Origin of the sequence: Pseudomonas sp. B21-059 (genome assembly GCF_026016285.1) — a bacterium.
GTDB lineage: Bacteria > Pseudomonadota > Gammaproteobacteria > Pseudomonadales > Pseudomonadaceae > Aquipseudomonas > Aquipseudomonas danubii.
In genome coordinates, this window is record NZ_CP087201.1 from 4,301,749 (window position 1) to 4,322,454 (window position 20,706).

A 20,706-nucleotide genomic window follows, 5' to 3' on the forward strand; every position below is an offset into this window, starting at 1 on the left:
CTCCGGCCAGTCATTTGTAGCGATGGGCCTGCTCCACCAGCCAGGTGGAAAACTTCAGCGCATCGGGGTGTTGCTCGGCGTCAGCGCCGCGCACCAGATAAAAGGATTCGCTGGCCTCGATACGCTGCTCGAAGGGCTCCACCAGACGCCCGTCGGCCAGCATTTCAGCAACCATCGAGGAACGGGCCAGGGCCACGCCCTGGCCCAGTTCGGCCATGCGCAGGGTCGAGATCAGGGTGTCGAACTGCATGCCCCGGGACGAGTCCACGCCACTGGCGCCAGCGCGCTTGAGCCAGTAGCCCCAGCCCTCCTCATAGCCCAGTACATGCAGCAGTTGATGCCGGGCCAGATCGTCCGGCACCTGCAGCGGCAAGCGCGCCAGCAAGGCCGGGGCGCAGACCGGGAACAGGCTGTCCCAGGTCAGGCGCTGGGCCACCAGCCCCGGCCAATGACCTCGGCCCCAGCGGATCTCCATGTCGTCCTCGCCGTCCAGTTCCTTGACCCAGATATTGCTGATGTAGCGCAGGTCCACCTGGGGCTGGGCCTGCTGGAAGGTCACCAGCTTGGGCGCCAGCCAGTGGACGAAGAACGCCAGGCTGCCGCGCACCTTGATCGGCCGGTGCTGGTGCTGGCCGAAGATCTCGTTGGTGCCCACCGCCAGCCGGGTAATGGCGTCCTGCACCACCGGCAGGTAGGAGCGCCCTTCCTCGGTCAGGTCCAGGCCCCGGGGCAGGCGCTTGAACAGCGCCACCCCGAGGTGGCTTTCCAGTTGGCGGATCTGCTGGCTCACCGCACCCTGGGTGAGGAACAGTTCCTCGGCGGCGTGGGTGAAGTTCAGGCAGCGGGCGGACACTTCGAAGGCGCGCAGCCAGTTCAGCGGGGGCAAGCTTTTCTGCTTCATGGCCTGACTCTCATGGACACCCTGGAGACCGCTCCCGTTCTTCAGCCCTGAAGGGCATCGGACGAGCGTGCCAGAGGTGCCAGGGCCAGGCGCCGCTGGCGGCTACTGCGGGTAATGTAATACACGAAGTAGCACCAGGCGATGAAGGGCACACCGAAGTACAGGGCCACCCGCTGCTCGGGATCGAAGCCGATGCCGACACAGGCCAGGGCGCAGCAGAACAAGGCCCCCAGCGGCACCCAGGGGTAGCCGCGGACACGGAACTTGAGCTCGCGCACATCACCGCCATTGGCCACGTAGTGACGGCGGAAGGCGATCTGGCTGGCGGCGATGCTCATCCACACCACCACCACCGCCAGCCCGGAAATCGACACCAGGGCCAGGTAGATGGTGTCCGGGGCGAACACACTGCTGAGCAACGAGGCCGCACCGCCGGCCATGCTCACGATGATCGCGTTGAGCGGCGTGCCCATGCGGGTCAGGGCCGAGAACTGCTTGGGCAGGTGGCCCTGGTCGCTCAGGGTCCAGAGCATCCGCGAGGCGGCGTACAGCCCGGAGTTGGCGGCGGACAGCAGCGCGCTGATGATCACGAAGTTCATGATGTCCGCCGAGTACGGAATGCCGATGTAGGTGAACACCGTGACGAACGGGCTTTCCACCAAACCGGCCTGCTCCCGGGGCAACAGGGTGGCGAGGACGAAGATAGTGCCGACGAAGAAGATCGCCAGGCGCAGCACCGTGGTGCGGATCGCCCGTGGCACATTGCGTTGCGGGTCGCGGGTTTCACCGGCGGCAATGCCGATCAGCTCAGTGCCGGAGAAGGCGAAGGACACCGCCAGCAGGGTCATGGCAATCGGCATGAAGCCGGTGGGGAACAGCCCCTCGCGGGTGAAGTTGCTCAAGCCGATGCTGTGGGCCTGATCGATGTTCAACAGGCCCAGGATTGCCCCGCCACCCACCACCAGGAACACCAGCACGGTGATCACCTTGACCAGCGACAGCCAGAACTCGGTCTCGGCGAACAGCCGCACCGAGACCACGTTCGACAAAAACACCACCAGGGCGAACAGCGCGCTCCAGATCCACACCGGGGTGTCGGGAAACCAGCGGGTCATGAGGATACCGGCGGCGGTGAATTCCGAGCCGATGGCCACGGTCCAGGTCAGCCAGTACAGCCAGGCCACGGTGTAGCCGGTGCCAGGGCCGAGAAAGCGCGTGGCGTAGGTGCTGAAGGAGCCGGTCTCGGGCATCTGCACCGCCAGCTCGCCGAGGCACATCATCACCATGTACACCATCAGCGCGCCGATGATGTAGGCGATCACCGCGCCCAGCGGGCCGGCCTGGTTCACCGTGTAGCCGGAGGTGAGGAACAGCCCGGTGCCGATCACCCCGCCGAGGGCGAGCATGACGATGTGCCGGGTCTGCATTTCTTGCTTGAAGCCGCCGCGCAAGTCGGCCTGTTGTTCTTGTAGGGACATGATGGTTCTCATGAAAGTTGTCAGGGCAAGTCTCAATTTCTGCGACTGTGGAAATGGGCAGAAAACAAATCGGATGCCACCAGGTTTTTATTGTTATTCCTCTTCATGAAGCCCCCACGGGCTGCCTTGCTGTGGGGGTGTTGCGCGCTCTTTCAGTGGGCGACCTCGGCCCGGGCATTCAGGGAAGGGACGGCGTCGGACGCCGGGTTGTGCTTGAGGGATTGGCGCAGCCAGGCAAAAGCCTGTTGCAGGTCGGCCAGCAGGTCATCGGTATCTTCGATGCCCACCGAGATCCGCACCAGGCCTTCGGAAATGCCCAGGGCCTGGCGCTCTTCCAGGGTGTTCTCCACATGGCTGGTGGTGCGCGCCGGGCCGTAGATGGTTTCCACCGCCCCCAGGTTGCCGGCGCAGTGGGCGTAGCGCAGGCGTGGCAACAGTTGCTTGACGCTGTCCATGCCGCCCACCAGGACAAAACTGACGATGGCGCCGAAACCGCGCATCTGCGCACAGGCCACAGCGTGGTTCGGGTGGCTGGGCAACCCTGGGTAATTCACCGCTTCCACCAGCGGCTCGTTGAGCAGGAACTGCGCCAGTTGCGCCGCGCTGTGCTGTTGCTGACGCATGCGCAGGGCCAGGGTCTTGATCCCGCGGATGATCAGGTAGGCCGAGAACGGATCGAGGCTGGCGCCGTTGATTTCCCGGTAATGGCGCACCTGGCTCATCAGCGCTTCGCTGCCGCAGGCCACGCCACCGAGCACGTCGCCGTGACCGCTGAGGAACTTGGTGGCGCTGTGGATCACCACGTCCACGCCCAGGGCCAGGGGGTTCTGATTCAGCGGCGTGGCAAAGGTGTTGTCCGCTACCACCAGGGCGCCGACCTTCTTCGCCGCACTCACCAGACGCTGGATGTCGACGATCTTCAGGGTCGGGTTAGTCGGGGTCTCCAGGTACAGCAGGTCGCAACCCTGGGCGATCTCGGCTTCGATCTGCTGCTGGTCGAAGGTTTCGCAGAGGGTCACGGCCACGCCCATGCGCGGCAGGAACTCTTCGAAAATCTTGTTGGTGCCGCCGTAGCTGTCCTTGGTCGACACCACCCGCTGGCCGTGGCGCAGGAAGCTGTAGAGCACGCCGCTGATGGCTGCCATGCCGCTGCTGAAGGCCACCGCCGACTCGGCGTTTTCCAGGTCCCGCAGCTTGGCTTCCAGGGTTTCCACCGTGGGGTTGCTCATGCGGCTGTAGATAAAGCCCGGGGCCTTGCCCAGGGCCACGTCGTACCATTGGTCGATGTCGTCGTAGCCATAGGCGGCGCTGGCAACAATCGGCGTTTGCGTGGCGTTGTAGGGATGACGGATCTGCTCCCCGCCCCAGACCACGCGAGTGGCGGTCCCGGGATTTTCCAGCCCTGTGCGTTCAGGTTTTTTATTCATTGCAACGGCTCACCATAGAGGGCGCGCGGCCTCTTGCCGCGCTGGATCTGGTGGCCAATATAGAGAAAAGCCCAAGCCCCGAGAAACGATGTTATCGGGGCCAAAGGGGCGTTTTTTTTAATGCCTCGTCGGCCGGAAAAACACCCATCGCACGGAGATTTTCAAGCCGCCCTTGCGCGCCGGCCATGCACCTTGCGAAGCTGACGACCGCCTGATCGAGCGCCCCACACCACCACCAGGAACGGCCATGAACCGCACCGAGCACCTGGGCCTGATGGCCCGCTACAACCAATGGATGAACGCCAAGCTGTACAACGCCGCCATGAGCCTGCCCGAGGGACAGATCGTCCTGGACCGCCAGGCGTTTTTTCGGCTCGATCCTCGGCACCCTCAATCACCTGCTGGCCGGTGACACCATCTGGCTCAAGCGCTTTGCCCAACACCCGACGCAGCATCCGGCGCTGGCCCCGCTGCAGCAGGTGGCCCTGCCCCAGGACCTCAAGACCCTGCTGTTCCCAAACCTCGACGGGCTCTGGCAGCAGCGCCAATGGCTGGACCAGTTGATCCTCGACTTCAGCCAGTCCCTGAGCGACGCCGACCTGGACAGCAGCCTGCATTACACCAACACCCGGGGCGTGGTCGCCGAGCGCAATGTGTATGCCCTGCTGGTGCATTTTTTCAATCATCAGACCCATCACCGGGGCCAGGCCAGCACCCTGCTGACCCAAGCCGGCGTGGATATCGGCGATACCGATCTGCTGCTGTTGATTCCATCAGCGCTCTGATCGGGCGCCGATTATTTGTTCGAGCCTATCTAGCGTGTGCCCCTGGCTTCTGCGACGATGCGCGCGGCAAAAATCTGCTCGCTAAGGAATGGCATCATCAAAGCCCTCAACGCTGTACTTCTGTTGTCCCTGCTGTCCCTGACGGGCTGCGGCACCCTGATCGCCCGCACGCCCAACGCCCATAGCGGCTACGACTACTACAAAGGCACCCAGGCCAATATCGAGCTGCTGACCATGCGTGGCTCCAGTGGCTACGACGGCTACGCCACGGTCTTCTGCTGGGTCAGCATCGTCTGCCCGGTGGTGGCCATCGTCAGCCTGCCGGTGGATGCCGTGGCCGACACCGCGCTGCTGCCCTATGACGCGATGAGTCACTGATTCGCGCCCGACCCTGTTTCGCCCCTGCGTGGAAGCCCGATCATCCGAATCCTCCATTACCTGTTGTTGCTCAACACCCTGCTGCTGTCCGGCTGCGGCACCTACATGACTCGCGGCAATGCCCTGGACTTTCGCGACGACCGCTACTACCGCAGCGTCAAGACCAACGCCCAAGTGCTCACCGGCTATGACATGGGCTACGCACGCATGATCACCGGCGGCTGCTGGGTGACGGTGGTGTGCCCGATCCTGCTGGTGGCCAGCCTGCCCCTGGATGCGGCGCTCGACACCGTGCTGCTGCCCTACGACGCGTTCCAGCCGGAGCGGCCCAAGCGCAACAGGCACGTGAAGAAGAAGGAGATTCCCGAGGAAGAGCTGCCGGCATTGCCCATCAGTGCCGAGGTGCAAGACCCAACGGCCCACACCCCGCCCATCACCCCGCAGGCTGATTGACCCCCTTCAGGCGGGCATGCGCCGTGCCTTGGCGCAACCGGGCTACGCCTGATCCGACGCGCACAGCGCTGCCCTGCGCTGCTCCAGGCAGCAGCGCCGCCCCAGCCGATCCACCTGCGGGCGACCGAACAGATAGCCCTGCCCCCACTCGCCACCACAGGCGGTGGCCAGGTTCTGGTCGCTGCCCGTCTCCACCCCTTCGATGATCACGCACGGCGCCAGGGTCTTGCACAGCTGCACCAGGTGGCTGAGGGTCTGGGCGCTGTTGAGTTCGCCACGGGCACGCTGGATGTAGCCCTTGTCGATCTTGACGATGTCCGGCCGGGTCTGGCGAATGAACTCCAGGGTGCCCAGGCCCGCGCCGAAATCGTCGATGGCCACCCGGCAGCCCATTTCGCGCAGGCACAGGACGAATTCGCTGGCCGCCTCGATGCTCGGCGGCGTGGCGCTTTCGGTGATCTCGATCACCAGTCGCGCAGCCACTGAAGGTGAGTCGCGCAGCACCTGCAGAATCGGCAACCAGAAGCCGTCGATGATCGCGCTCTGGGCGGAAATGTTGCAGCCCAGGCGCAGGCGTTCATCACGGTGCAGCGCCTCGATCACGCAGCGCACCACGCTGTGATCGAGCTCGCGCATCAGTTGGTGTTTTTCCAGCAGCGCCAGAGGATAGACTTCGCCGCCCTGGGCATCGATGTGGCGCAGCAAGCCTTCGTGGTACAGCACCCGGCTGCTGTCGGGCAGCCACACCACCGGTTGGAACGCCAGCATCAGGCGGCCCTGGGCCAGTTCACGATAAAAGTCTCTGACGCTTTGCATGACAACTCCCCGGGCAAGACAACGGCACCCTCGCGGCGAACCGGATGCGACGCGCTGGCCGTCACCCTTCCCAAGGGCCCTGGCCGAGCATGATCGACCCTGGCACAGGCCTTGAGGAAGTGTTCCTGGATACCTTTCGCTTGTCCTCGGAAACGCGCGGCACTGCCGAATCGTCTGTGGCCCCGTGTTTATTGCAATCATGCCAATGGCCTCTCCGATATCACTTAGCCATCAGTCCAGGAAGACCTATGCATAGAATGACCAGCGCCAGCTTTCGGGTGCTTGCCGATGTCATGAATGAGGGCGGCGCCCACGTCGAAACCTTGCTCAAGCAATTGGGCAGCAGCCTGCGGGATGTGTATGAAAACCCCAAGGGCGTGAGGCTGGAACTGGTCTATCAGGTGATACAGGAAGCCGTGCGCCGCACCGGCAAGCCGGACCTGGGCCTGCTGGCCTACAGCAAGGCCCATCCGGCCAACCTGGAGGCATTGGGCTATGCGGTGATGTCCTGCGCCACCCTGGGCATCGCGCTGCAACGCCTGGTGGATTACCACGCGCTGATCAGCAACGGCTTCTGCATGTGCCTGGAACGCAAACCGCAGATGCTGACCCTGATCGGCTTCGACGTGGCCAGCGAACCCTCGATGATGCCCCGGGCCTTTATCGACGCCGGCGCGGCCCAGACCCTGGGCCTGCTGCACTGGCTGTTGCCGCAGCACAAACTGCGGCCCCTGGCGGCCACCTTCACCTACGAGGAGCCGCTGGACACCGGGTCACTGCGCCAACTGCTGGGAGACAACCTGCAGTTTTGCGCGCCCTACAACAGCCTGTCCTTCAGCAGCCAGGATTGCGCCATTGCCCTGCCCACCGCCGACCCGGCCCTGGATGTGCTGCACCTGGAGTACGCGCGCAATCGCCTCAACCTGCTGCACAACGGTTCGATGACCGCCCGGGTCCGCCGAGCGCTGTCCGAACGCCTGGCCCAGGGCGCGCCGAGCGACCTGCCGAACATTGCCCAGATCGTCGGGGTCAGCACCCGCAGCCTGCAACGCCGCCTGGGACACGAAGACGTGCATTTCTCCGCCTTGCTGGACGAAGCCCGCTTGATGCTGGCCCACAGCTTCCTGCGCAACTCCATGCGCAGCGTCAAGTACATCGGCGCGCTATTGGGCTTTCGCGACCAGAGCAGCTTTCACAAGGCCTGCCTGCGCTGGTTCGGCATGACCCCGGGGCGCTACCGCGAGCAGTGAGCTGCGGGAACGACAACGCCGAGCGAAAGCTCGGCGTGAAGGGAACGCAAGGTGGATCAGTGAGCGGCCAGCTGCGGCTGGACTTCCGGCATGGCCGAGGAGTGATGGTTGAGGATCTTCCACTGGCCATCGATACGCTCGTACAGGAAGGTGTAGCGCGCCTGGACCTTCTCGGCCTTGCCCGACGCATCGGTCAGGGTGAAGGTGTAGACGCCGCTGTCCAGGGCGGCATCGGGGCCCAGGTGACGGATTTCACGGTAGTTGATCTGCCCCACCGGCTTGGACGCCAGGAAGTGCTCGAAGTAGTCCTGGATCTGTGCGTGAGTGCTGCGCACCTGGTTCGACACGGTCGGCTGCAACACCGCGTTCGGCGCATACAGGCTCACCACCGACTGCGGATTGCCGGTCTGCAGGGCGCTGTTCCAGCGGTCGAACAGGCCGGCGATCTCACGGTCCTGGGCCGCTTGCGGCTGCTCGGCAACGGCGCTATAGACATAGGGCTTGACCTCGGCGGCCACCGCCAATGGAGCGGTGAAGGCAAAAAACAGGGCCAGGGCAGTGGTTTTCAGTTTCATACGATTTCTCCAGTGGGTTTCAATGAGCCACACTTTGCCCATCGCCGTCCCCCGCGCCATCGGCCAACTGGAGCTTTTGGCCTATGCCATTTGGCAGATAGGCGTGACGTGCAGCAGCGGGTCTAATGCCCGCTTTTGTTCAACAGCAGCGCCGCCACACTGGAGCCCCGCCATGTCCACCCCATCCTTCGACCCCGCCAGCGCCCTGGCCCTGCGCAGCCAGTATCGACAGTCCCAGAGCCGCGCCGCGCGCCTGCGGCTGCTGGTGGACACCGGCCAGGAGCTGCTGCAACTGCCCCCCGAGCAGATGCGCCAGCGGGTGGTGCAACGGGCCTGTGCCTTTGCCGCCATGGACCACGGGCTGCTGCTGGAATGGGCCGAAGACGGTGTGATCCACACCCGCGCCGCCCAGGGCCATGAAGAACGCCTGCAAGGCCTGCGCGCCCTGGCCGATCACCCGCAGTGGCCGGAGCCGCCGCCGACCCCGGACAGCGCCGTGCTGCGCGTGCTCTTGCACCGCGCCGACGGCCGGGCCTTCGGCGCCCTGCTGCTGGCCAACAGCGTGCCCATCAGCCCCCCGGACAGCGAAGACCTGGAATCCCTGCAACTGCTGGCCACCCTGCTGGCCGCGCACCTGGAAAACCAGCGCCTGCTGCGCGACCTGCAAGCCCGGGAGCGCAGCATGTCGGAACTGGTGCAGCGTCTGTTCAGCGCCCAGGAAGACGAACGCAAGCGGGTCGCCTATGACCTGCACGACGGCCTGGCGCAAACCCTGGCCGGACTCCATCAGCGCCTGCAGGGCTTCGCCGGGCGCTGTCCGCCGTTGTCCGCCGAGCTGCAGCAGGACCTGCAGACCATCCTGCAACTGGCCCAGGGCTGCGTCGGCGAGGGCCGGCAGCTGATCGGCGGCTTGCGCCCTCACGTGCTCGACGACTTCGGCCTGCTGCGGGCCATCGACCGCGAGGCCGACCGCCTGCGCGACGCCGGTCTGCTGGTGTACTGGGGACAGCGCGCGCCGCAGCGCCTGCCCGACGCGGTGGAAATCGCCCTGTTCCGCATCGCCCAGGAAGCCATCAACAATATTCTCAAACACGCCCGGGCCTCGCAGGTGCACCTGAGCCTGGCCCTGGAGGACGGCCAGGCGCTGCTCGGGGTCAGCGACGACGGTTGCGGCTTCATCAGCTCGCCGGCCCCGGTGGCCGAACAGTTGGGTCAGGTCGCCATGCACGAACGCGCCCATCTGCTGGGCGGCTACTTCAGCTGCGACAGCCGGCCCGGCAATGGCACCCGGCTACTGGCCCGGGTTCCCGTCCAGCCTTTGGAGCCAGCGCTATGAGTACGCTGATACGCCTGGTCCTGGCGGACGATCATGAAGTGACCCGCACCGGTTTCGTCGCCCTGCTGGCGGGCAATCCGGAGTTCGAAGTGGTGGGCCAGGCCAGGGACGGTGAAGAAGCCCTGGCCCTGTGCGAACAACTGCGCCCGGACATCGCCATCCTCGACATCCGCATGCCGCGGCTCAATGGCCTGGGGGCCGCGCGCCTTCTGCAGCAGCGCCAGCCCGAGGTCAAGGTGGTGATCTTCACCATGGACGACAGCCCCGATCACCTGGAAGCGGCCATGACCGCCGGCGCCGTGGGCTACCTGCTCAAGGACGCCAGCCGCGACGAAGTGATCGGCGCCCTGCAACGGGTGGCCCAGGGCGAGGAAGCCCTCAACAGCGCGGTCAGCGCGCGCCTGCTGCGGCGCATGACCGAACGCGGCAACGGCCAGGCGCCTCAGGTCCAGGCCCTGACCGCCCGCGAGCGCCAGGTGCTGGGGCTGGTGGCCGGCGGCTTCAGCAACCGCGAGATCGGCGAAAAGCTCGGCATCACCACCGGCACCGCCAAGGCCCACGTCGAGCGGGTGATCGGCAAGCTCGGCGCCTCCGACCGCACCCAGGCGGCGGTGCGCGGCATTGCCCTGGGGCTGGTGACCCAGCCCAGCGGGCAGTGGCCATGAACCTGCGCAGCGCCCGGCGCTGGGCCGACCTGCCGCTGCGGGGCAAGGCGCTGGTGGTGATCTCCCTACCGCTGGTGATCCTGCTGCTGTCGCTGGTGCTGATCTACAGCGCCGAACGCCAGACCGCCCGCGCCGAAGAAGACGTACGCCGGGTGCTGCTGGTGCAGGGCGACATCCAGACCGTGCACACCCTGCTGGCCGAGGCCGCGGCCAGCGTGCGCGGTTACCTGCTGACCCGCAGCGAGGACTTCCTGCCCGCCTACCTCCAGGCCCGCCCGCAGATTGAAGCCGCCTTGCAACGCCTGGACCGCAACGTGCGCGACACGCGCATGCGCGAGTACCTGCACACCATCACCCCGTTGATCCAGACCAAGCTCGAAGGCCTGGTGGCCCTGCGCAACGGCAGCCGCGACGACAGCGCCACGGTGACCGCGATCCTCATCGACAACAAGCAGGTGCTGGACGTGCTGCGTGAACAGATCAGCGCCATGCGCATCCACGAGGACGCGCTGCTGGCCGAACGCACCGCGGCCGCGGCGGCAACCCGCATGCGCCTGCTGTTCGCCACCCTGCTGGCCGCCGGTTGCGGGCTGTTTGGCGCCATCGTTGCGGTGCTGCTGCTGTCCCGGGGCATCGTCACTCGGGTGCAGCAGGTCCAGGGCAACGCCCAGCGCCTGGCCCTGGGTCAGCCGCTGCTACCGCAAGCCCCGGAGCTGGATGAAATCGGCCAGCTGGGCACGCGCCTGGTGGAAGCCGGGCAACTGCTGGCCGAGCGCGAGCGCGCCCTGCGCGACAACGAAGAACGCCTGCGCCTGATCATCGACGGGGTCAAGGACTACGGGATCTTTGCCCTGGACACCGCCGGCATGGTCACCACCTGGAACTTCGGTGCCGAACGGATCAAGGGCTACCGCGACCAGGAAATCATCGGCCGCCATTTCTCCCTGTTCTACCTGCCGGAAGAATGCCCGCAGCACCCGGACATGGCCCTGCGCGAAGCCACCGCCCACGGCCACTACATGGAAGAAGGCTGGCGCTGCCGCAAGGACGGCAGCCGCTTCTGGGCCAGCGTGGTGATCACTGCGCAATACGACGCCAGCGGCGCCCTGCGGGGGTTTTCCAAGATCACCCGGGACATCACCGACCGCCGCGCCGCGGAAATCGCCCTGGGCACCGCCCGCGAAGAAGCCGAAAGCGCCAGCCGTGCCAAGAGCGAGTTCCTCTCGCGCATGAGCCACGAACTGCGCACCCCGCTCAATGCCATCCTCGGCTTCGCGCAACTGCTGGACATGGATTCCAGCGCCGGCCAGCGGCCCCAGGTCGGGCATATCCTGCGGGCCGGCCAGCACCTGCTGGCGCTGATCAACGAGGTGCTGGACATCGCTCGCATTGAAGCCGGGCGCCTGCCGCTGAACGTCGAGCCCATGCCCCTGGCGGCGGTGCTGCATGAAGCCCTGACCCTGGTGTCGCCGATGGCCGCCGACGCCGGCATTCACCTGGCACCGCTGCCGGAACTGCCGGTGGACAGCGGGGTGATCGCCGACCGCCAGCGGCTGATCCAGGTGCTGCTCAACCTGCTGTCCAATGCCATCAAGTACAACCGCAGCGCCGGCCAGGTGAGCATCGAGGTGGCGATCAACGGAGCGCGCCTGCGTATCAGCGTCATCGACACCGGCGGCGGCATTGCCCCTGATCATCTGGAGCGCCTGTTCAAGCCGTTCGAACGCCTGGATGCCGACCCCAAGGTCGAAGGCACCGGCCTGGGCCTGGCCCTGAGCAAGAGCCTGCTGGAAATGATGGACGGCGACCTCAGCGTGCAGAGCACCCTGGGCAGCGGCTGTCGCTTCAGCCTGGAGCTGCCCTTCGTGCGCCTGCCCGATGCCCCCGCCGCAACGCCTTTTGCCGCTCCGGCACTGAGCCTGCCGACGCCCCAGGCGCCGGCCCGGCACCAGGGCAAGATCCTCTGCATCGAAGACAACCTGCAAAGCCTGGCGCTGATCGAAACCCTGCTGCAGCGCCGGCCGGGGATTCAGTTGCTGTCGAGCATGCAGGGGCAGATGGGCCTGGATCTGGCCCGCCAGCACGCACCGCAGATGATCCTGCTGGACGTCAACCTGCCGGACCTGCAGGGCCTGGAAGTGCTGCAACGCCTGCGAGCCTCCGCCATCACCGCCACCACACCGATCCTGATGATTACTGCCGACGCCAGCGAGCTGACCCAGCGCACCCTGCGAGAAGCCGGGGCGACGGCGATCCTCACCAAGCCGATCCATGTACCGGCGTTCCTTGCCCACCTCCAAGCCTGCCTAGCGGAGCCCGTATGACTGCCGATATGCGCATCCTGATTGTCGACGACCAACGTCCCAACCTCGACCTGATGGAACAACTGCTGGCCCGTGAAGGGTTGCACAACGTCCTGAGCAGCACCCAGCCGCTGCGCACCCTGGAACTGTTCAACAGCTTCGAGCCGGACCTGGTGATTCTCGATCTGCACATGCCCGAGTTCGACGGCTTTGCGGTGTTGGAGCAACTGAACCGGCGAATTCCGGCCAACGACTACCTGCCCATTCTGGTGCTCACCGCCGACGCCACCCGCGACACCCGCCTGCGGGCCTTGGCCCTGGGCGCCCGGGACTTCATCAGCAAGCCGCTGGACGCCCTGGAAACCCTGCTGCGGATCTGGAACCTGCTGGAAACCCGGGCCCTGTACAAGACCCTGCGCACCCTGGTGCCGCCGGAGCGCATCGAACTGCTGCGCCCATCCAGGGCCTGACCTGCCGCGCCGCCGCACCATGCGGTACCTTGCCGTACTGCCGCACCTGCCGCATCGTCGCACCCTGTAGCCGCTGCCGCAGGCTGCGATGGGCTGCGCAGCAGACCCAAACCGGCTTGCTGATGTAACGCAGCGGCCGCTTCGCGACCGTTCGCAGCCTGCGGCAGCGGCTACAGGAATCGCGGGGTTTCAGAGGTCGCGGAAGAACTCGCCGGGGGTGGCATCGAACTGCTGGCGAAACGCGGCGATAAACGCCGAGGTCGAGTCATAGCCACAGGCCAGCGCAACATCGGTAACCCGCTCGCCCTGCTCCAGCGGGGTCAGCGCGCCGAGCAGGCGCAGACGCTGGCGCCAGGCACGGAAGGTCAGCCCGGTGTCCTTGAGAAACAGGCGGCTGAGGGTCTTCTCCGTGACCCCGAGCTTCTGGCTCCATTGCCCCAGGGTGGTCGGCTGCTCCGGGTGCGCCTGCAAGCTGCGGTAGATCGCCCGCAAGCGCGGGTCCAGGGGCAGCGGCAGCATCAGGTCCAGTTGCGGCGCGGCGGCCAGCTGGTCCAGCAGCACCTGGGCCAGGCGCCCGTCGGCGCTGTCCTCGACATACTCCACCGGCAATTCGCTGAAGGCGCGGATCAGCTCCCGCAGCAGGCTGCTGACCGCCAGCACCTGGCAGCTGTCTGGCGCCGCCCAGGTGGTAACGCTGCAATCGAGGTACAGGCTGCGCATCTCGGTGCGCGGCGAGCTGAACACCCGGTGCGGCACCCCGGCGGGAATCCATACTGCGCGCTGCGGCGGAGCGATAAAACGCCCGGCGCTGGTCTGGATCTCCAGCACCCCGGCAATCGCGTAGGACAACTGCACCCAGGGGTGGCTGTGGCGCCGGGTCAAGGCGCGGTTGGGCAAGGATTCAGTGCGCCCGTACACCGGTCGCGGCAGACTCGGCAGCCCGGGAATACTGCGGCGGACGATTTTCTCATGTCCTTTAGGCGGCATTAATGGGCTCCTTGGCGTTAGTCGGTAAATTCCAGCCACGTTAGAGTCGCCCCACCGCACTTGGCAACCCCCGGATGATCCCGCTATGACTCGCTCGCGTCTTTTGCCCGACAACTTCACCCTGACCCTGATCGGCGTGGTGCTGCTGGCCAGCTTCCTGCCCGCCAGCGGCCAGGTGGCGGTCGGCTTCGGCTGGCTGACCAATATCGCCATCGGCCTGCTGTTCTTCCTCCACGGCGCCAAGCTGTCGCGCGAGGCGATCATCGCCGGAGCCGGCCACTGGCGCCTGCATCTGCTGGTGTTCAGCCTGACCTTCGTGCTCTTCCCGCTGCTGGGGCTGGCGCTCAAGCCGCTGCTGTCGCCGCTGGTGGGCAACGACCTGTACCTGGGCATGCTGTATCTGTGCGCCCTGCCGGCCACGGTGCAATCGGCCATCGCCTTCACCTCCCTGGCCCGGGGCAATATCCCGGCGGCCATCTGCAGCGCTGCGGCGTCCAGCCTGTTCGGGATCTTCCTCACCCCGCTCTTGGTGACCCTGCTGCTGAACGTGCACGGTGAAGGCGGCTCGACCCTGGATGCGATCCTCAAGATCAGCGTGCAGTTGCTGCTGCCCTTTATCGCCGGGCAAATTGCCCGACGCTGGATCGGCGCCTGGGTCGGGCGCAACAAGAACTGGCTGCGTTTCGTCGACCAGGGCTCGATCCTGCTGGTGGTCTACGGCGCCTTCAGCGAGGCGGTGAACGAAGGCATCTGGCAGCAGATCCCGCTGTGGGAACTGGGCGGGCTGCTGGTGGCCTGCTGCATCCTCCTGGCCCTGGTGCTGCTGGCCTCGAGCTTTCTCGGCAAGCTGTTCGGCTTCGACCAGGAAGACCGCATCACCATCCTCTTCTGCGGTTCGAAAAAGAGCCTGGCCACCGGCGTGCCCATGGCCCAGGTGCTGTTCGCCGGCAGCACCATGGGCGTGCTGATTCTGCCCTTGATGCTGTTCCACCAGATCCAGCTGATGGTCTGCGCGGTGCTGGCCCAGCGCTACGCCAAGCGTCCGGAATCGGTGGCCGAGCTGATGGGCCAGGTCGACCCGTAACCTTTCCTGCAAGGCGGCCCGGCAACTGGCCGGGCCTGCGCGCAGATGGTGATGAAGCGTGCGCAATGGCATGATGCCGCGGCGAAAATCATCAAGGACCGCTGATGTTTCCCCATCGAATTCAAGCCCCCAGCCAGGCCGACCTGGAACTGCAGGTTAGCGCCCGCCTGGAGGCCGATGACCAGGCCCAGGTCATCGTCCAGTTCGCCAAGGCCGAACAGTACGACGGCGAACTGCTGAGTCAGCTCGACACGCTCTGCGCCCGTTTCGGTGAACGCCTCACCGTGCGTTTCTATAGCCATTACCCGGGCAGTGCGTTTGATGCCCGGGTGTTGCTGGTCCTGCCCCATGTGCAGTCCCTGAGCCTGGACTGCCTCGACACCCTGGATCACTACAAGGCCATCGGTCGCCTGCCCCTGCTTCGGGAGTTTGCCCTGCAGGTGATCAGCGCCGACCTGCCCGGGCTGCTGGCCCTGCCCAACCTCAAGCACCTGCAACAACTGCGGCTCTCCCTGGACAAGGGCCCCGCCATCGACCTCGCGCCCATCGACCAGATGCCCGACCTGCACCAGCTATCCATCAGTGTGCAAAGCCACAACCTGGACGTCCTGAGCCAGTGCCCGAACATCGCCACCCTGAACTTGCACCGCATGCCGGCCAAGACGCCCCTGGGCATGGTGGCCCGTATGTCCGGCCTGCACAGCCTGTCGGTGAGCTTCGGCAGCCGCGAGGGCATGCCGGAACTGCGCAACCCGTACGTTAAGGAACTGGATATCCTGCGGGTCCGTGGCCTCAACCGCCTGGACCTGGACGGGTTTCCACAGCTGCAAGTGCTGCAGATCGAGGATCAGGCGCAATTGAGCCGGCTGGCGCTGGGCGACACTGCGCATCTGCGCAGGCTGCGCTTGGCCAATCTCAAGGCCTTGAAGGAACTCAGCGGCCTGAACACCTCGAACATCGCCGACCTGCGCATCATCAAGGCCCCACAGATGGATCTGCTGACACTGATCGACAGCCAGCTACCGCCCAGCGTCCAGCACCTCAAGCTGCTCAGTGGCAAACGCGCCGTGGACAAACAGCTCGAAGCCCGACAACAGCAACTGGGCATCCCTGAACCCTGCGGCCCGTTCTAACCGCCGCCCTGTCGTAGGAGCGCGCTTGCTCGCCGAGGACGTCAACGATAACCCGCACTCACCGGGAATAGGCGGCGCTTTGGAAAGCATCGCGAGCAAGCTCGCTCCTACAGATGGGCATTAATCTGACCGTTCCACCTATTCGGACCTGATAAGGAGATCCCATGTCCTTTGTTCCCCGCTTTACCGAACTGCTGCTGACGCACCTGCAACAGGAAGAACGCCAGCGCATTCTCAAATCGATTGTTGTCAGCGTCGCTCCGGAACTGTGGCTGAGCCTGGAATCGGCGGCATTGCTGGACATCAATCGCGAGCATTTCGGCCTCGGCGGCCAGTTGGATGAACGCGACGACTACCGCCCCAGCCACATCAGCGTTCCTCGCTGCAACGTCCCGCGCTGGCTGATCGCCGCCGAGCGGCGCAAGGTGGATATCTGGGTCGAGGACAGCTACGGCGAAAAGGCCTCGACCGCCATCGAGTTCAAGGTGGTGCACAACAACAAGAACGCCCATTCAAAGATCTGGGAAATCCGCAAGGACCTGGTCAAGCAGATACCCCGCACCAGTCCCGATGAGCGCATCGAGCGCTGGGGCATCGTGCTGCTGAGCTACTCACGCTTCTACAGTGACCAGCAAGGCAACTACAGCTATGGCAAGTTCGACAGTTGCCAGGCGTTTCTCGACGCTTTCGAGAATGGCCTGAACGACAACAACGAGTGGTACGCCGACGCACCGGAGCTGGAACTGGAGATGAAACCGACCCAGATAACCAATCTGGACAGCGCGAATTACATCGAACCTGGGAAAGGCTCGGGGGTGTATCTGGCACTGGTCCGGTGCAAGGCCTGAGGCTTGCCTGCAGAGCCCAAACCGCTGCGGTTTACCCACACCGCCGTGGAGCGCATCAGTGCTTCGCGGCTGTGCTAACGTTCGCCAACGTCCCGGCTTGAAACCCTGCCCATGTCCATCACCGACAACCTCCTGGCCTTCACCTTCGCCACTACCCTGCTGACCCTGACCCCGGGCCTGGACACCGCCCTGGTGCTGCGCACCGCCACCGTGGAAGGCAAGCAACAGGCGCTACGCGCGGCGCTGGGGATCAACGCCGGTTGCCTGCTTTGGGGCGCGGCCGTGGCTTTCGGCCTGGGGGCCTTGATTGCGGTGTCGGAACTGGCCTTCAACCTGCTGAAATACTGCGGCGCGGCCTACCTGGCCTGGCTGGGGCTGAACATGCTGTTGCGCCCACGCCGCTCGTTTGCTCCGGCAGACGCAGACGGCAATCCCGGGGCCAACTGGTTTCTCAAGGGCATGCTGGGCAACGTGCTCAACCCCAAGGTGGGGGTTTTCTACGTGTCCTTTCTGCCGCAGTTCATTCCCCAGGGACAGCCGCTGGTGCTCTGGACCTTTGGTCTGGTGAGCATCCACGTGGTGCTGGGGCTGATCTGGTCCCTGCTGCTGATTGGCGCCACCCGCTCCCTGAGCGGGGTGCTGCAGCGGGAAAAGGTGATCCAGTGGATGGACCGCACCACAGGGATGATCTTCGTGCTGTTCGCGGCTCGCCTGGCCTTGAGCAGGCGTTGAACATCGCTCCCCTCAAACCTCAGCCAGCACCGCCCCACGCTCTTCCAGCAACTTCACAAAACTGCTCAAACTCTGGGACACGGTGCCGCGCCGCCAGACCAGCCAGGTGCGCAGGAAGCGAAAGCGCGGCGACAGCGGCCAGACGCTGACCGTGGCGCAGCCGGGCATGCTTTCCAGCATGCTGCGGGGCATCAGCGCCAGCCCGGCACCGGCGCTGACGCAAGCCAGCATGCCGTGGTAGGACTCCATTTCGTGGATCTTGCCCGGCACCGCGGCGTCCTGGGTGAACCAGCTTTCGAAGTGATGACGGTAGGAACAGTTGGCGCGAAAGGCGTAGATGCTTTCGCCGTTGACCTCCCGCGCTCGGGTAATCGGCGCGTGCCCCAGGGGCGCAATCAGCACCATTTCTTCCTCGAACACCGGCAGCCCTTCCAGGGCAGGATGGCGCACCGGGCCGTCGACGAAGGCCGCCACCAGACGCCCGGAGAGCACGCCTTCGATCATGGTCCCCGAGGGGCCGGTGGACAGGTCCAGTTCGACCTTGGCGTATTGCTGGTTGTAGGCCGCGAGCAAGGCCGGAATGCGCACCGCCGCCGTGCTTTCCAGGGAACCCAGGGCAAACGGGCCCTGGGGTTCCTCGCCGGCCACGGTCAAGCGGGCTTCGGCCACCAGGTCGAGAATGCGCCGGGCGTAGTCGAGGAAGTTCCACCCGGCGGGTGACAGGCGCAGGCGGCTCTTCTCGCGGATAAACAACTCCACCCCCAGGTCCTGCTCCAGTTGCTTGATCCGCGTGGTCAGGTTCGACGGCACCCGGTGGATCAATTGCGCGGCGGCGCTGATGCTGCCCTGCTCGGCAACGGCCTTGAAAATTTCCAGCTGGACCAGATCCACTTCATTCTCCAAACGTGAACGACTAACTTAATATTATTCAGTTTTCAGCAAAGATCCAGCACCGTAACCTGCCGTCATTCCCACCCAGCAGGACGGTGCCATGAGCCTTGTTTCCAGCCATACCCACGCCTTGTCGATCAACCCCGCCACCGGCGAGCAGATTGGCGCCTACCCCTACCAGTCCGAAGCGGAACAGGACGCCACCCTGGAGCGCGCCGCCCGCGGTTTCGCCCAGTGGAAACGCCAGAGCGTCGCCGCCCGCGCCGCGCACCTGACGGCACTGGCCCAGGCCCTGCGGGACAACAGCGAGGCCATGGCACGGATGATCAGCCTGGAAATGGGCAAGCCCCTGCCCCAGGCCCGCGGCGAAATCGAAAAATGCGCCCAGCTGTGCCTGTGGTACGCCGAGCACGGCCCGGCCATGCTGGCCCCGGAAGCGACCCTGGTGGAAAACAACAAGGCGCGCATCGAGTACCGCCCCCTGGGCCCGCTGCTGGCGGTGATGCCGTGGAACTTCCCGATCTGGCAGGTGCTGCGCGGCGCGGTGCCGGCACTGCTGGCCGGCAACACCTATGTGCTCAAACACGCCCCGAACGTCATGGGCAGCGCCTACCTGCTGCTGCAAACTCTGCAGCGCGCCGGCTTCCCTGAAGGGGTGTTCGAGCTACTCAACGTCACCCCGGACGGCGTGTCCCGCGCCATCGCCGACCGCCGCATCGCCGCCGTGACCCTCACTGGCAGCGTGCGCGCCGGCAGCGCCATCGGCGCCCAGGCCGGCGCTGCGCTGAAGAAATGCGTGCTGGAACTGGGCGGCTCCGATCCCTTTATCGTGCTCAACGACGCCGATCTGGACGAAGCGGTCAAGGCCGCAGTGATCGGCCGCTATCAGAACACCGGCCAGGTCTGCGCCGCCGCCAAGCGCCTGATCATCGAACAAGGGGTGGTCGCGGAGTTCACCCGCAAATTCGTCGAAGCCACTCGTGCCCTGGTGATGGGCGACCCGCTGGCCAGCGACACCTACCTCGGCCCCATGGCCCGCTTCGACCTGCGCGACGAGCTGCACCAGCAAGTCCAGGCGACCCTGACCGAAGGCGCCACCCTGCTGCTGGGGGGCGACAAGGTCGTAGGCGCCGGCAACTACTATCAGCCCACAGTGCTGGCGGACGTCACCGAGCAGATGACCGCCTTCAAGCAGGAACTGTTCGGCCCAGTGGCCGCCATCATCAGCGCCCGGGATGCCGAGCACGCCCTGGCACTGGCCAACGACAGCGAGTTCGGCCTTACCGCGACGATCTTCACCCAGGACCTGGAACGGGCCCGGCAGATGACCGACGAACTGGAAACCGGCGGCGTGTTCATCAACGGCTACAGCGCCAGCGACCCTCGGGTGACCTTCGGCGGGGTGAAAAAAAGCGGCTTCGGTCGCGAGCTGTCGCACTTCGGCGTGCGCGAGTTCTGCAATGCGCAGACGGTGTGGCTGGATCGGCGTTAAGGCCGGGTACGGGGCTTGAGCCGCCGGCCAGGCCCTGATGCCAACGGACATTCAGCACTGGCGAGGGGGCTGACACCCTCTGCGCCAGTTCTTGATTGAGCGGCCTGGCTTTAGGCAGCGCAATGCCCTGATTCGCTCAGCGAGTCGCCCACCCTGCTCAGCGAAACTAAGCCCGATCTTGCTGTTTTTTCAGAATTTTCTTGAAGCCCTGCCTGCCCCGACCTTTCTATGATGTTTCTTTTTGATATCACCCGAGGTCCGGCATGTGCGCACCCGCTCAAAAATTCATCGTTCGCCTGCCTGGTGAGCTTCACACCCAAGTCAAGCGCATCGCCAAGCAGGAAAACCGCAGCATGAACAATGAAATCGTCGACCGGCTGGAAAAGTCGCTGGTCGCCACCGAAGTCCGTAGCCACGACAAGAAACTCATCAACATCCTGCTGGGCAAGATTGCAACCCTGGAACAACAGATCGAATCCCTGCAAATGAACGCCCCTGAACCTGACCGGTAACGCCGTTTCTTTTCATGCATCAGGGCCGCCCCCCTCGGTAACCTGAGCCAATCCCTCTCCCGCCTTTACCCCCGCGCCGCAGCTTGTATGATGGCGCCTGCCCGACAGCACCCAGCGGCAACCGCCAGGCCCTTGCCTGATGCCCGCAGGGCTCCCGCGCTGTTCCTCACTACACACTCAGGTCGACGAT

The 20,706-nt window shown here is 65.2% G+C and carries 20 protein-coding genes and 1 pseudogene; 14 read left to right on the forward strand and 7 right to left on the reverse strand.

What is annotated here, in order from left to right; all coding sequences use genetic code 11:
- Positions 1-10: 10 nt before the first annotated feature.
- The 3 genes from LOY69_RS18920 to LOY69_RS18930 form a co-directional block, all read right to left on the reverse strand.
- Positions 11-901, reverse strand: coding sequence for a LysR substrate-binding domain-containing protein (locus tag LOY69_RS18920; RefSeq protein ID WP_110652790.1), 891 nt, complete (start codon positions 899-901; stop codon positions 11-13).
- A gap of 41 nt (positions 902-942) precedes the next feature.
- Positions 943-2,379: an amino acid permease gene (locus LOY69_RS18925; RefSeq protein ID WP_102881727.1), complete on the reverse strand. Its 1,437-nt coding sequence runs from the start codon at positions 2,377-2,379 to the stop codon at positions 943-945.
- 152 nt (positions 2,380-2,531) lie between these two features.
- Positions 2,532-3,806 carry a cystathionine gamma-synthase family protein gene (locus LOY69_RS18930; RefSeq protein WP_265073414.1) on the reverse strand — a complete coding sequence of 425 codons (1,275 nt, stop codon included), beginning with the start codon at positions 3,804-3,806 and terminating at the stop codon, positions 2,532-2,534.
- Positions 3,807-4,053: 247 nt separating this feature from the next.
- Between LOY69_RS18930 and LOY69_RS18935 the strand changes: the two are divergent.
- From LOY69_RS18935 to LOY69_RS18945, 3 genes and pseudogenes are all read left to right on the forward strand, one after another.
- Positions 4,054-4,591, forward strand: a pseudogene (locus LOY69_RS18935) (DinB family protein).
- Between the two features lie 57 nt (positions 4,592-4,648).
- Positions 4,649-4,969 carry a YceK/YidQ family lipoprotein gene (locus LOY69_RS18940; RefSeq protein ID WP_265073415.1) on the forward strand — a complete coding sequence of 107 codons (321 nt, stop codon included), beginning with the start codon at positions 4,649-4,651 and terminating at the stop codon, positions 4,967-4,969.
- 63 nt (positions 4,970-5,032) lie between these two features.
- Entirely contained in the window at positions 5,033-5,422 is a 390-nt protein-coding gene (locus LOY69_RS18945) for a YceK/YidQ family lipoprotein (RefSeq protein WP_249735689.1), read from the forward strand.
- A 42-nt stretch (positions 5,423-5,464) separates the two neighbouring features.
- Here LOY69_RS18945 and LOY69_RS18950 read toward each other — a convergent pair whose 3' ends face one another.
- On the reverse strand, positions 5,465-6,238 hold the full coding sequence (locus LOY69_RS18950) for an EAL domain-containing protein (RefSeq protein ID WP_102881731.1): 774 nt from the start codon (positions 6,236-6,238) through the stop codon (positions 5,465-5,467).
- 248 nt (positions 6,239-6,486) lie between these two features.
- Between LOY69_RS18950 and LOY69_RS18955 the strand changes: the two genes are divergently transcribed.
- On the forward strand, positions 6,487-7,488 hold the full coding sequence (locus LOY69_RS18955) for an AraC family transcriptional regulator (RefSeq protein ID WP_102881732.1): 1,002 nt from the start codon (positions 6,487-6,489) through the stop codon (positions 7,486-7,488).
- A gap of 56 nt (positions 7,489-7,544) precedes the next feature.
- Here the strand turns inward: LOY69_RS18955 and LOY69_RS18960 are convergent, their stop codons facing one another.
- On the reverse strand, positions 7,545-8,063 hold the full coding sequence (locus LOY69_RS18960) for an SgcJ/EcaC family oxidoreductase (protein WP_047305201.1): 519 nt from the start codon (positions 8,061-8,063) through the stop codon (positions 7,545-7,547).
- Positions 8,064-8,235: 172 nt separating this feature from the next.
- Between LOY69_RS18960 and LOY69_RS18965 the strand changes: the two genes are divergently transcribed.
- From LOY69_RS18965 to LOY69_RS18980, 4 genes are read left to right on the forward strand one after another with little or no spacing between them, the layout of a single operon-like run.
- Positions 8,236-9,399: a sensor histidine kinase gene (locus LOY69_RS18965; RefSeq protein WP_123394560.1), complete on the forward strand. Its 1,164-nt coding sequence runs from the start codon at positions 8,236-8,238 to the stop codon at positions 9,397-9,399.
- Positions 9,396-10,064 carry a response regulator gene (locus tag LOY69_RS18970; protein ID WP_102881735.1) on the forward strand — a complete coding sequence of 223 codons (669 nt, stop codon included), beginning with the start codon at positions 9,396-9,398 and terminating at the stop codon, positions 10,062-10,064. The genes LOY69_RS18965 and LOY69_RS18970 overlap by 4 nt, the downstream gene beginning before the upstream one ends.
- Positions 10,061-12,388 (forward strand): ATP-binding protein, encoded by a 2,328-nt coding sequence (locus tag LOY69_RS18975; RefSeq protein WP_253164723.1) that lies wholly within the window; start codon positions 10,061-10,063, stop codon positions 12,386-12,388. The genes LOY69_RS18970 and LOY69_RS18975 overlap by 4 nt, the downstream gene beginning before the upstream one ends.
- Entirely contained in the window at positions 12,385-12,837 is a 453-nt protein-coding gene (locus tag LOY69_RS18980; protein WP_102881737.1) for a response regulator, read from the forward strand. The genes LOY69_RS18975 and LOY69_RS18980 overlap by 4 nt, the downstream gene beginning before the upstream one ends.
- A 189-nt stretch (positions 12,838-13,026) precedes the next feature.
- On the opposite strand, the gene LOY69_RS18985 is transcribed toward LOY69_RS18980, so the two are convergent.
- On the reverse strand, positions 13,027-13,824 hold the full coding sequence (locus LOY69_RS18985) for an AraC family transcriptional regulator (protein ID WP_102881738.1): 798 nt from the start codon (positions 13,822-13,824) through the stop codon (positions 13,027-13,029).
- Positions 13,825-13,909: 85 nt separating this feature from the next.
- Between LOY69_RS18985 and LOY69_RS18990 the strand changes: the two genes are divergently transcribed.
- The 4 genes from LOY69_RS18990 (at position 13,910) to LOY69_RS19005 (ending at position 17,621) form a co-directional block, all read left to right on the forward strand.
- The gene (locus tag LOY69_RS18990; RefSeq protein ID WP_265073416.1) at positions 13,910-14,908 is read left to right on the forward strand and encodes a bile acid:sodium symporter family protein; all 999 of its coding nucleotides are present in this window, start codon (positions 13,910-13,912) and stop codon (positions 14,906-14,908) included.
- A gap of 104 nt (positions 14,909-15,012) precedes the next feature.
- A complete protein-coding gene (locus tag LOY69_RS18995; protein ID WP_265073417.1) occupies positions 15,013-16,041 on the forward strand; it encodes a hypothetical protein in 1,029 nt (342 codons plus the stop codon).
- Positions 16,042-16,205: 164 nt separating this feature from the next.
- The gene (locus tag LOY69_RS19000; protein WP_265073418.1) at positions 16,206-16,889 is read left to right on the forward strand and encodes a hypothetical protein; all 684 of its coding nucleotides are present in this window, start codon (positions 16,206-16,208) and stop codon (positions 16,887-16,889) included.
- Positions 16,890-17,000: 111 nt separating this feature from the next.
- Positions 17,001-17,621, forward strand: coding sequence for a LysE family translocator (locus tag LOY69_RS19005; protein WP_265073419.1), 621 nt, complete (start codon positions 17,001-17,003; stop codon positions 17,619-17,621).
- 12 nt (positions 17,622-17,633) lie between these two features.
- Here LOY69_RS19005 and ptrR read toward each other — a convergent pair whose 3' ends face one another.
- Positions 17,634-18,512 carry a putrescine utilization regulator PtrR gene (gene ptrR / locus LOY69_RS19010; RefSeq protein ID WP_102881744.1) on the reverse strand — a complete coding sequence of 293 codons (879 nt, stop codon included), beginning with the start codon at positions 18,510-18,512 and terminating at the stop codon, positions 17,634-17,636.
- Between the two features lie 100 nt (positions 18,513-18,612).
- Here ptrR and LOY69_RS19015 point away from each other — a divergent pair, with 100 nt between their 5' ends.
- Both LOY69_RS19015 and LOY69_RS19020 read left to right on the forward strand, forming a co-directional pair.
- Positions 18,613-20,004: an aldehyde dehydrogenase family protein gene (locus tag LOY69_RS19015; protein ID WP_265073420.1), complete on the forward strand. Its 1,392-nt coding sequence runs from the start codon at positions 18,613-18,615 to the stop codon at positions 20,002-20,004.
- A gap of 263 nt (positions 20,005-20,267) precedes the next feature.
- Positions 20,268-20,516 carry an Arc family DNA-binding protein gene (locus LOY69_RS19020; RefSeq protein ID WP_110652799.1) on the forward strand — a complete coding sequence of 83 codons (249 nt, stop codon included), beginning with the start codon at positions 20,268-20,270 and terminating at the stop codon, positions 20,514-20,516.
- The last annotated feature ends 190 nt before the right edge of the window (positions 20,517-20,706 follow it).

What these genes read in the sequence shown, in the direction of transcription:
- LOY69_RS18920 (WP_110652790.1), bottom strand. Translation starts at nt 901, where the DNA reads ATGAAGCAGAAAAGCTTGCCCCCGCTGAACTGGCTGCGCGCCTTCGAA.
- LOY69_RS18925 (WP_102881727.1), bottom strand. Translation starts at nt 2,379, where the DNA reads ATGTCCCTACAAGAACAACAGGCCGACTTGCGCGGCGGCTTCAAGCAA.
- LOY69_RS18930 (WP_265073414.1), bottom strand. Translation starts at nt 3,806, where the DNA reads ATGAATAAAAAACCTGAACGCACAGGGCTGGAAAATCCCGGGACCGCC.
- LOY69_RS18940 (WP_265073415.1), top strand. Translation starts at nt 4,649, where the DNA reads ATGCGCGCGGCAAAAATCTGCTCGCTAAGGAATGGCATCATCAAAGCC.
- LOY69_RS18950 (WP_102881731.1), bottom strand. Translation starts at nt 6,238, where the DNA reads ATGCAAAGCGTCAGAGACTTTTATCGTGAACTGGCCCAGGGCCGCCTG.
- LOY69_RS18955 (WP_102881732.1), top strand. Translation starts at nt 6,487, where the DNA reads ATGCATAGAATGACCAGCGCCAGCTTTCGGGTGCTTGCCGATGTCATG.
- LOY69_RS18960 (WP_047305201.1), bottom strand. Translation starts at nt 8,063, where the DNA reads ATGAAACTGAAAACCACTGCCCTGGCCCTGTTTTTTGCCTTCACCGCT.
- LOY69_RS18965 (WP_123394560.1), top strand. Translation starts at nt 8,236, where the DNA reads ATGTCCACCCCATCCTTCGACCCCGCCAGCGCCCTGGCCCTGCGCAGC.
- LOY69_RS18970 (WP_102881735.1), top strand. Translation starts at nt 9,396, where the DNA reads ATGAGTACGCTGATACGCCTGGTCCTGGCGGACGATCATGAAGTGACC.
- LOY69_RS18975 (WP_253164723.1), top strand. Translation starts at nt 10,061, where the DNA reads ATGAACCTGCGCAGCGCCCGGCGCTGGGCCGACCTGCCGCTGCGGGGC.
- LOY69_RS18980 (WP_102881737.1), top strand. Translation starts at nt 12,385, where the DNA reads ATGACTGCCGATATGCGCATCCTGATTGTCGACGACCAACGTCCCAAC.
- LOY69_RS18985 (WP_102881738.1), bottom strand. Translation starts at nt 13,824, where the DNA reads ATGCCGCCTAAAGGACATGAGAAAATCGTCCGCCGCAGTATTCCCGGG.
- LOY69_RS18990 (WP_265073416.1), top strand. Translation starts at nt 13,910, where the DNA reads ATGACTCGCTCGCGTCTTTTGCCCGACAACTTCACCCTGACCCTGATC.
- LOY69_RS18995 (WP_265073417.1), top strand. Translation starts at nt 15,013, where the DNA reads ATGTTTCCCCATCGAATTCAAGCCCCCAGCCAGGCCGACCTGGAACTG.
- LOY69_RS19000 (WP_265073418.1), top strand. Translation starts at nt 16,206, where the DNA reads ATGTCCTTTGTTCCCCGCTTTACCGAACTGCTGCTGACGCACCTGCAA.
- LOY69_RS19005 (WP_265073419.1), top strand. Translation starts at nt 17,001, where the DNA reads ATGTCCATCACCGACAACCTCCTGGCCTTCACCTTCGCCACTACCCTG.
- LOY69_RS19015 (WP_265073420.1), top strand. Translation starts at nt 18,613, where the DNA reads ATGAGCCTTGTTTCCAGCCATACCCACGCCTTGTCGATCAACCCCGCC.
- LOY69_RS19020 (WP_110652799.1), top strand. Translation starts at nt 20,268, where the DNA reads ATGTGCGCACCCGCTCAAAAATTCATCGTTCGCCTGCCTGGTGAGCTT.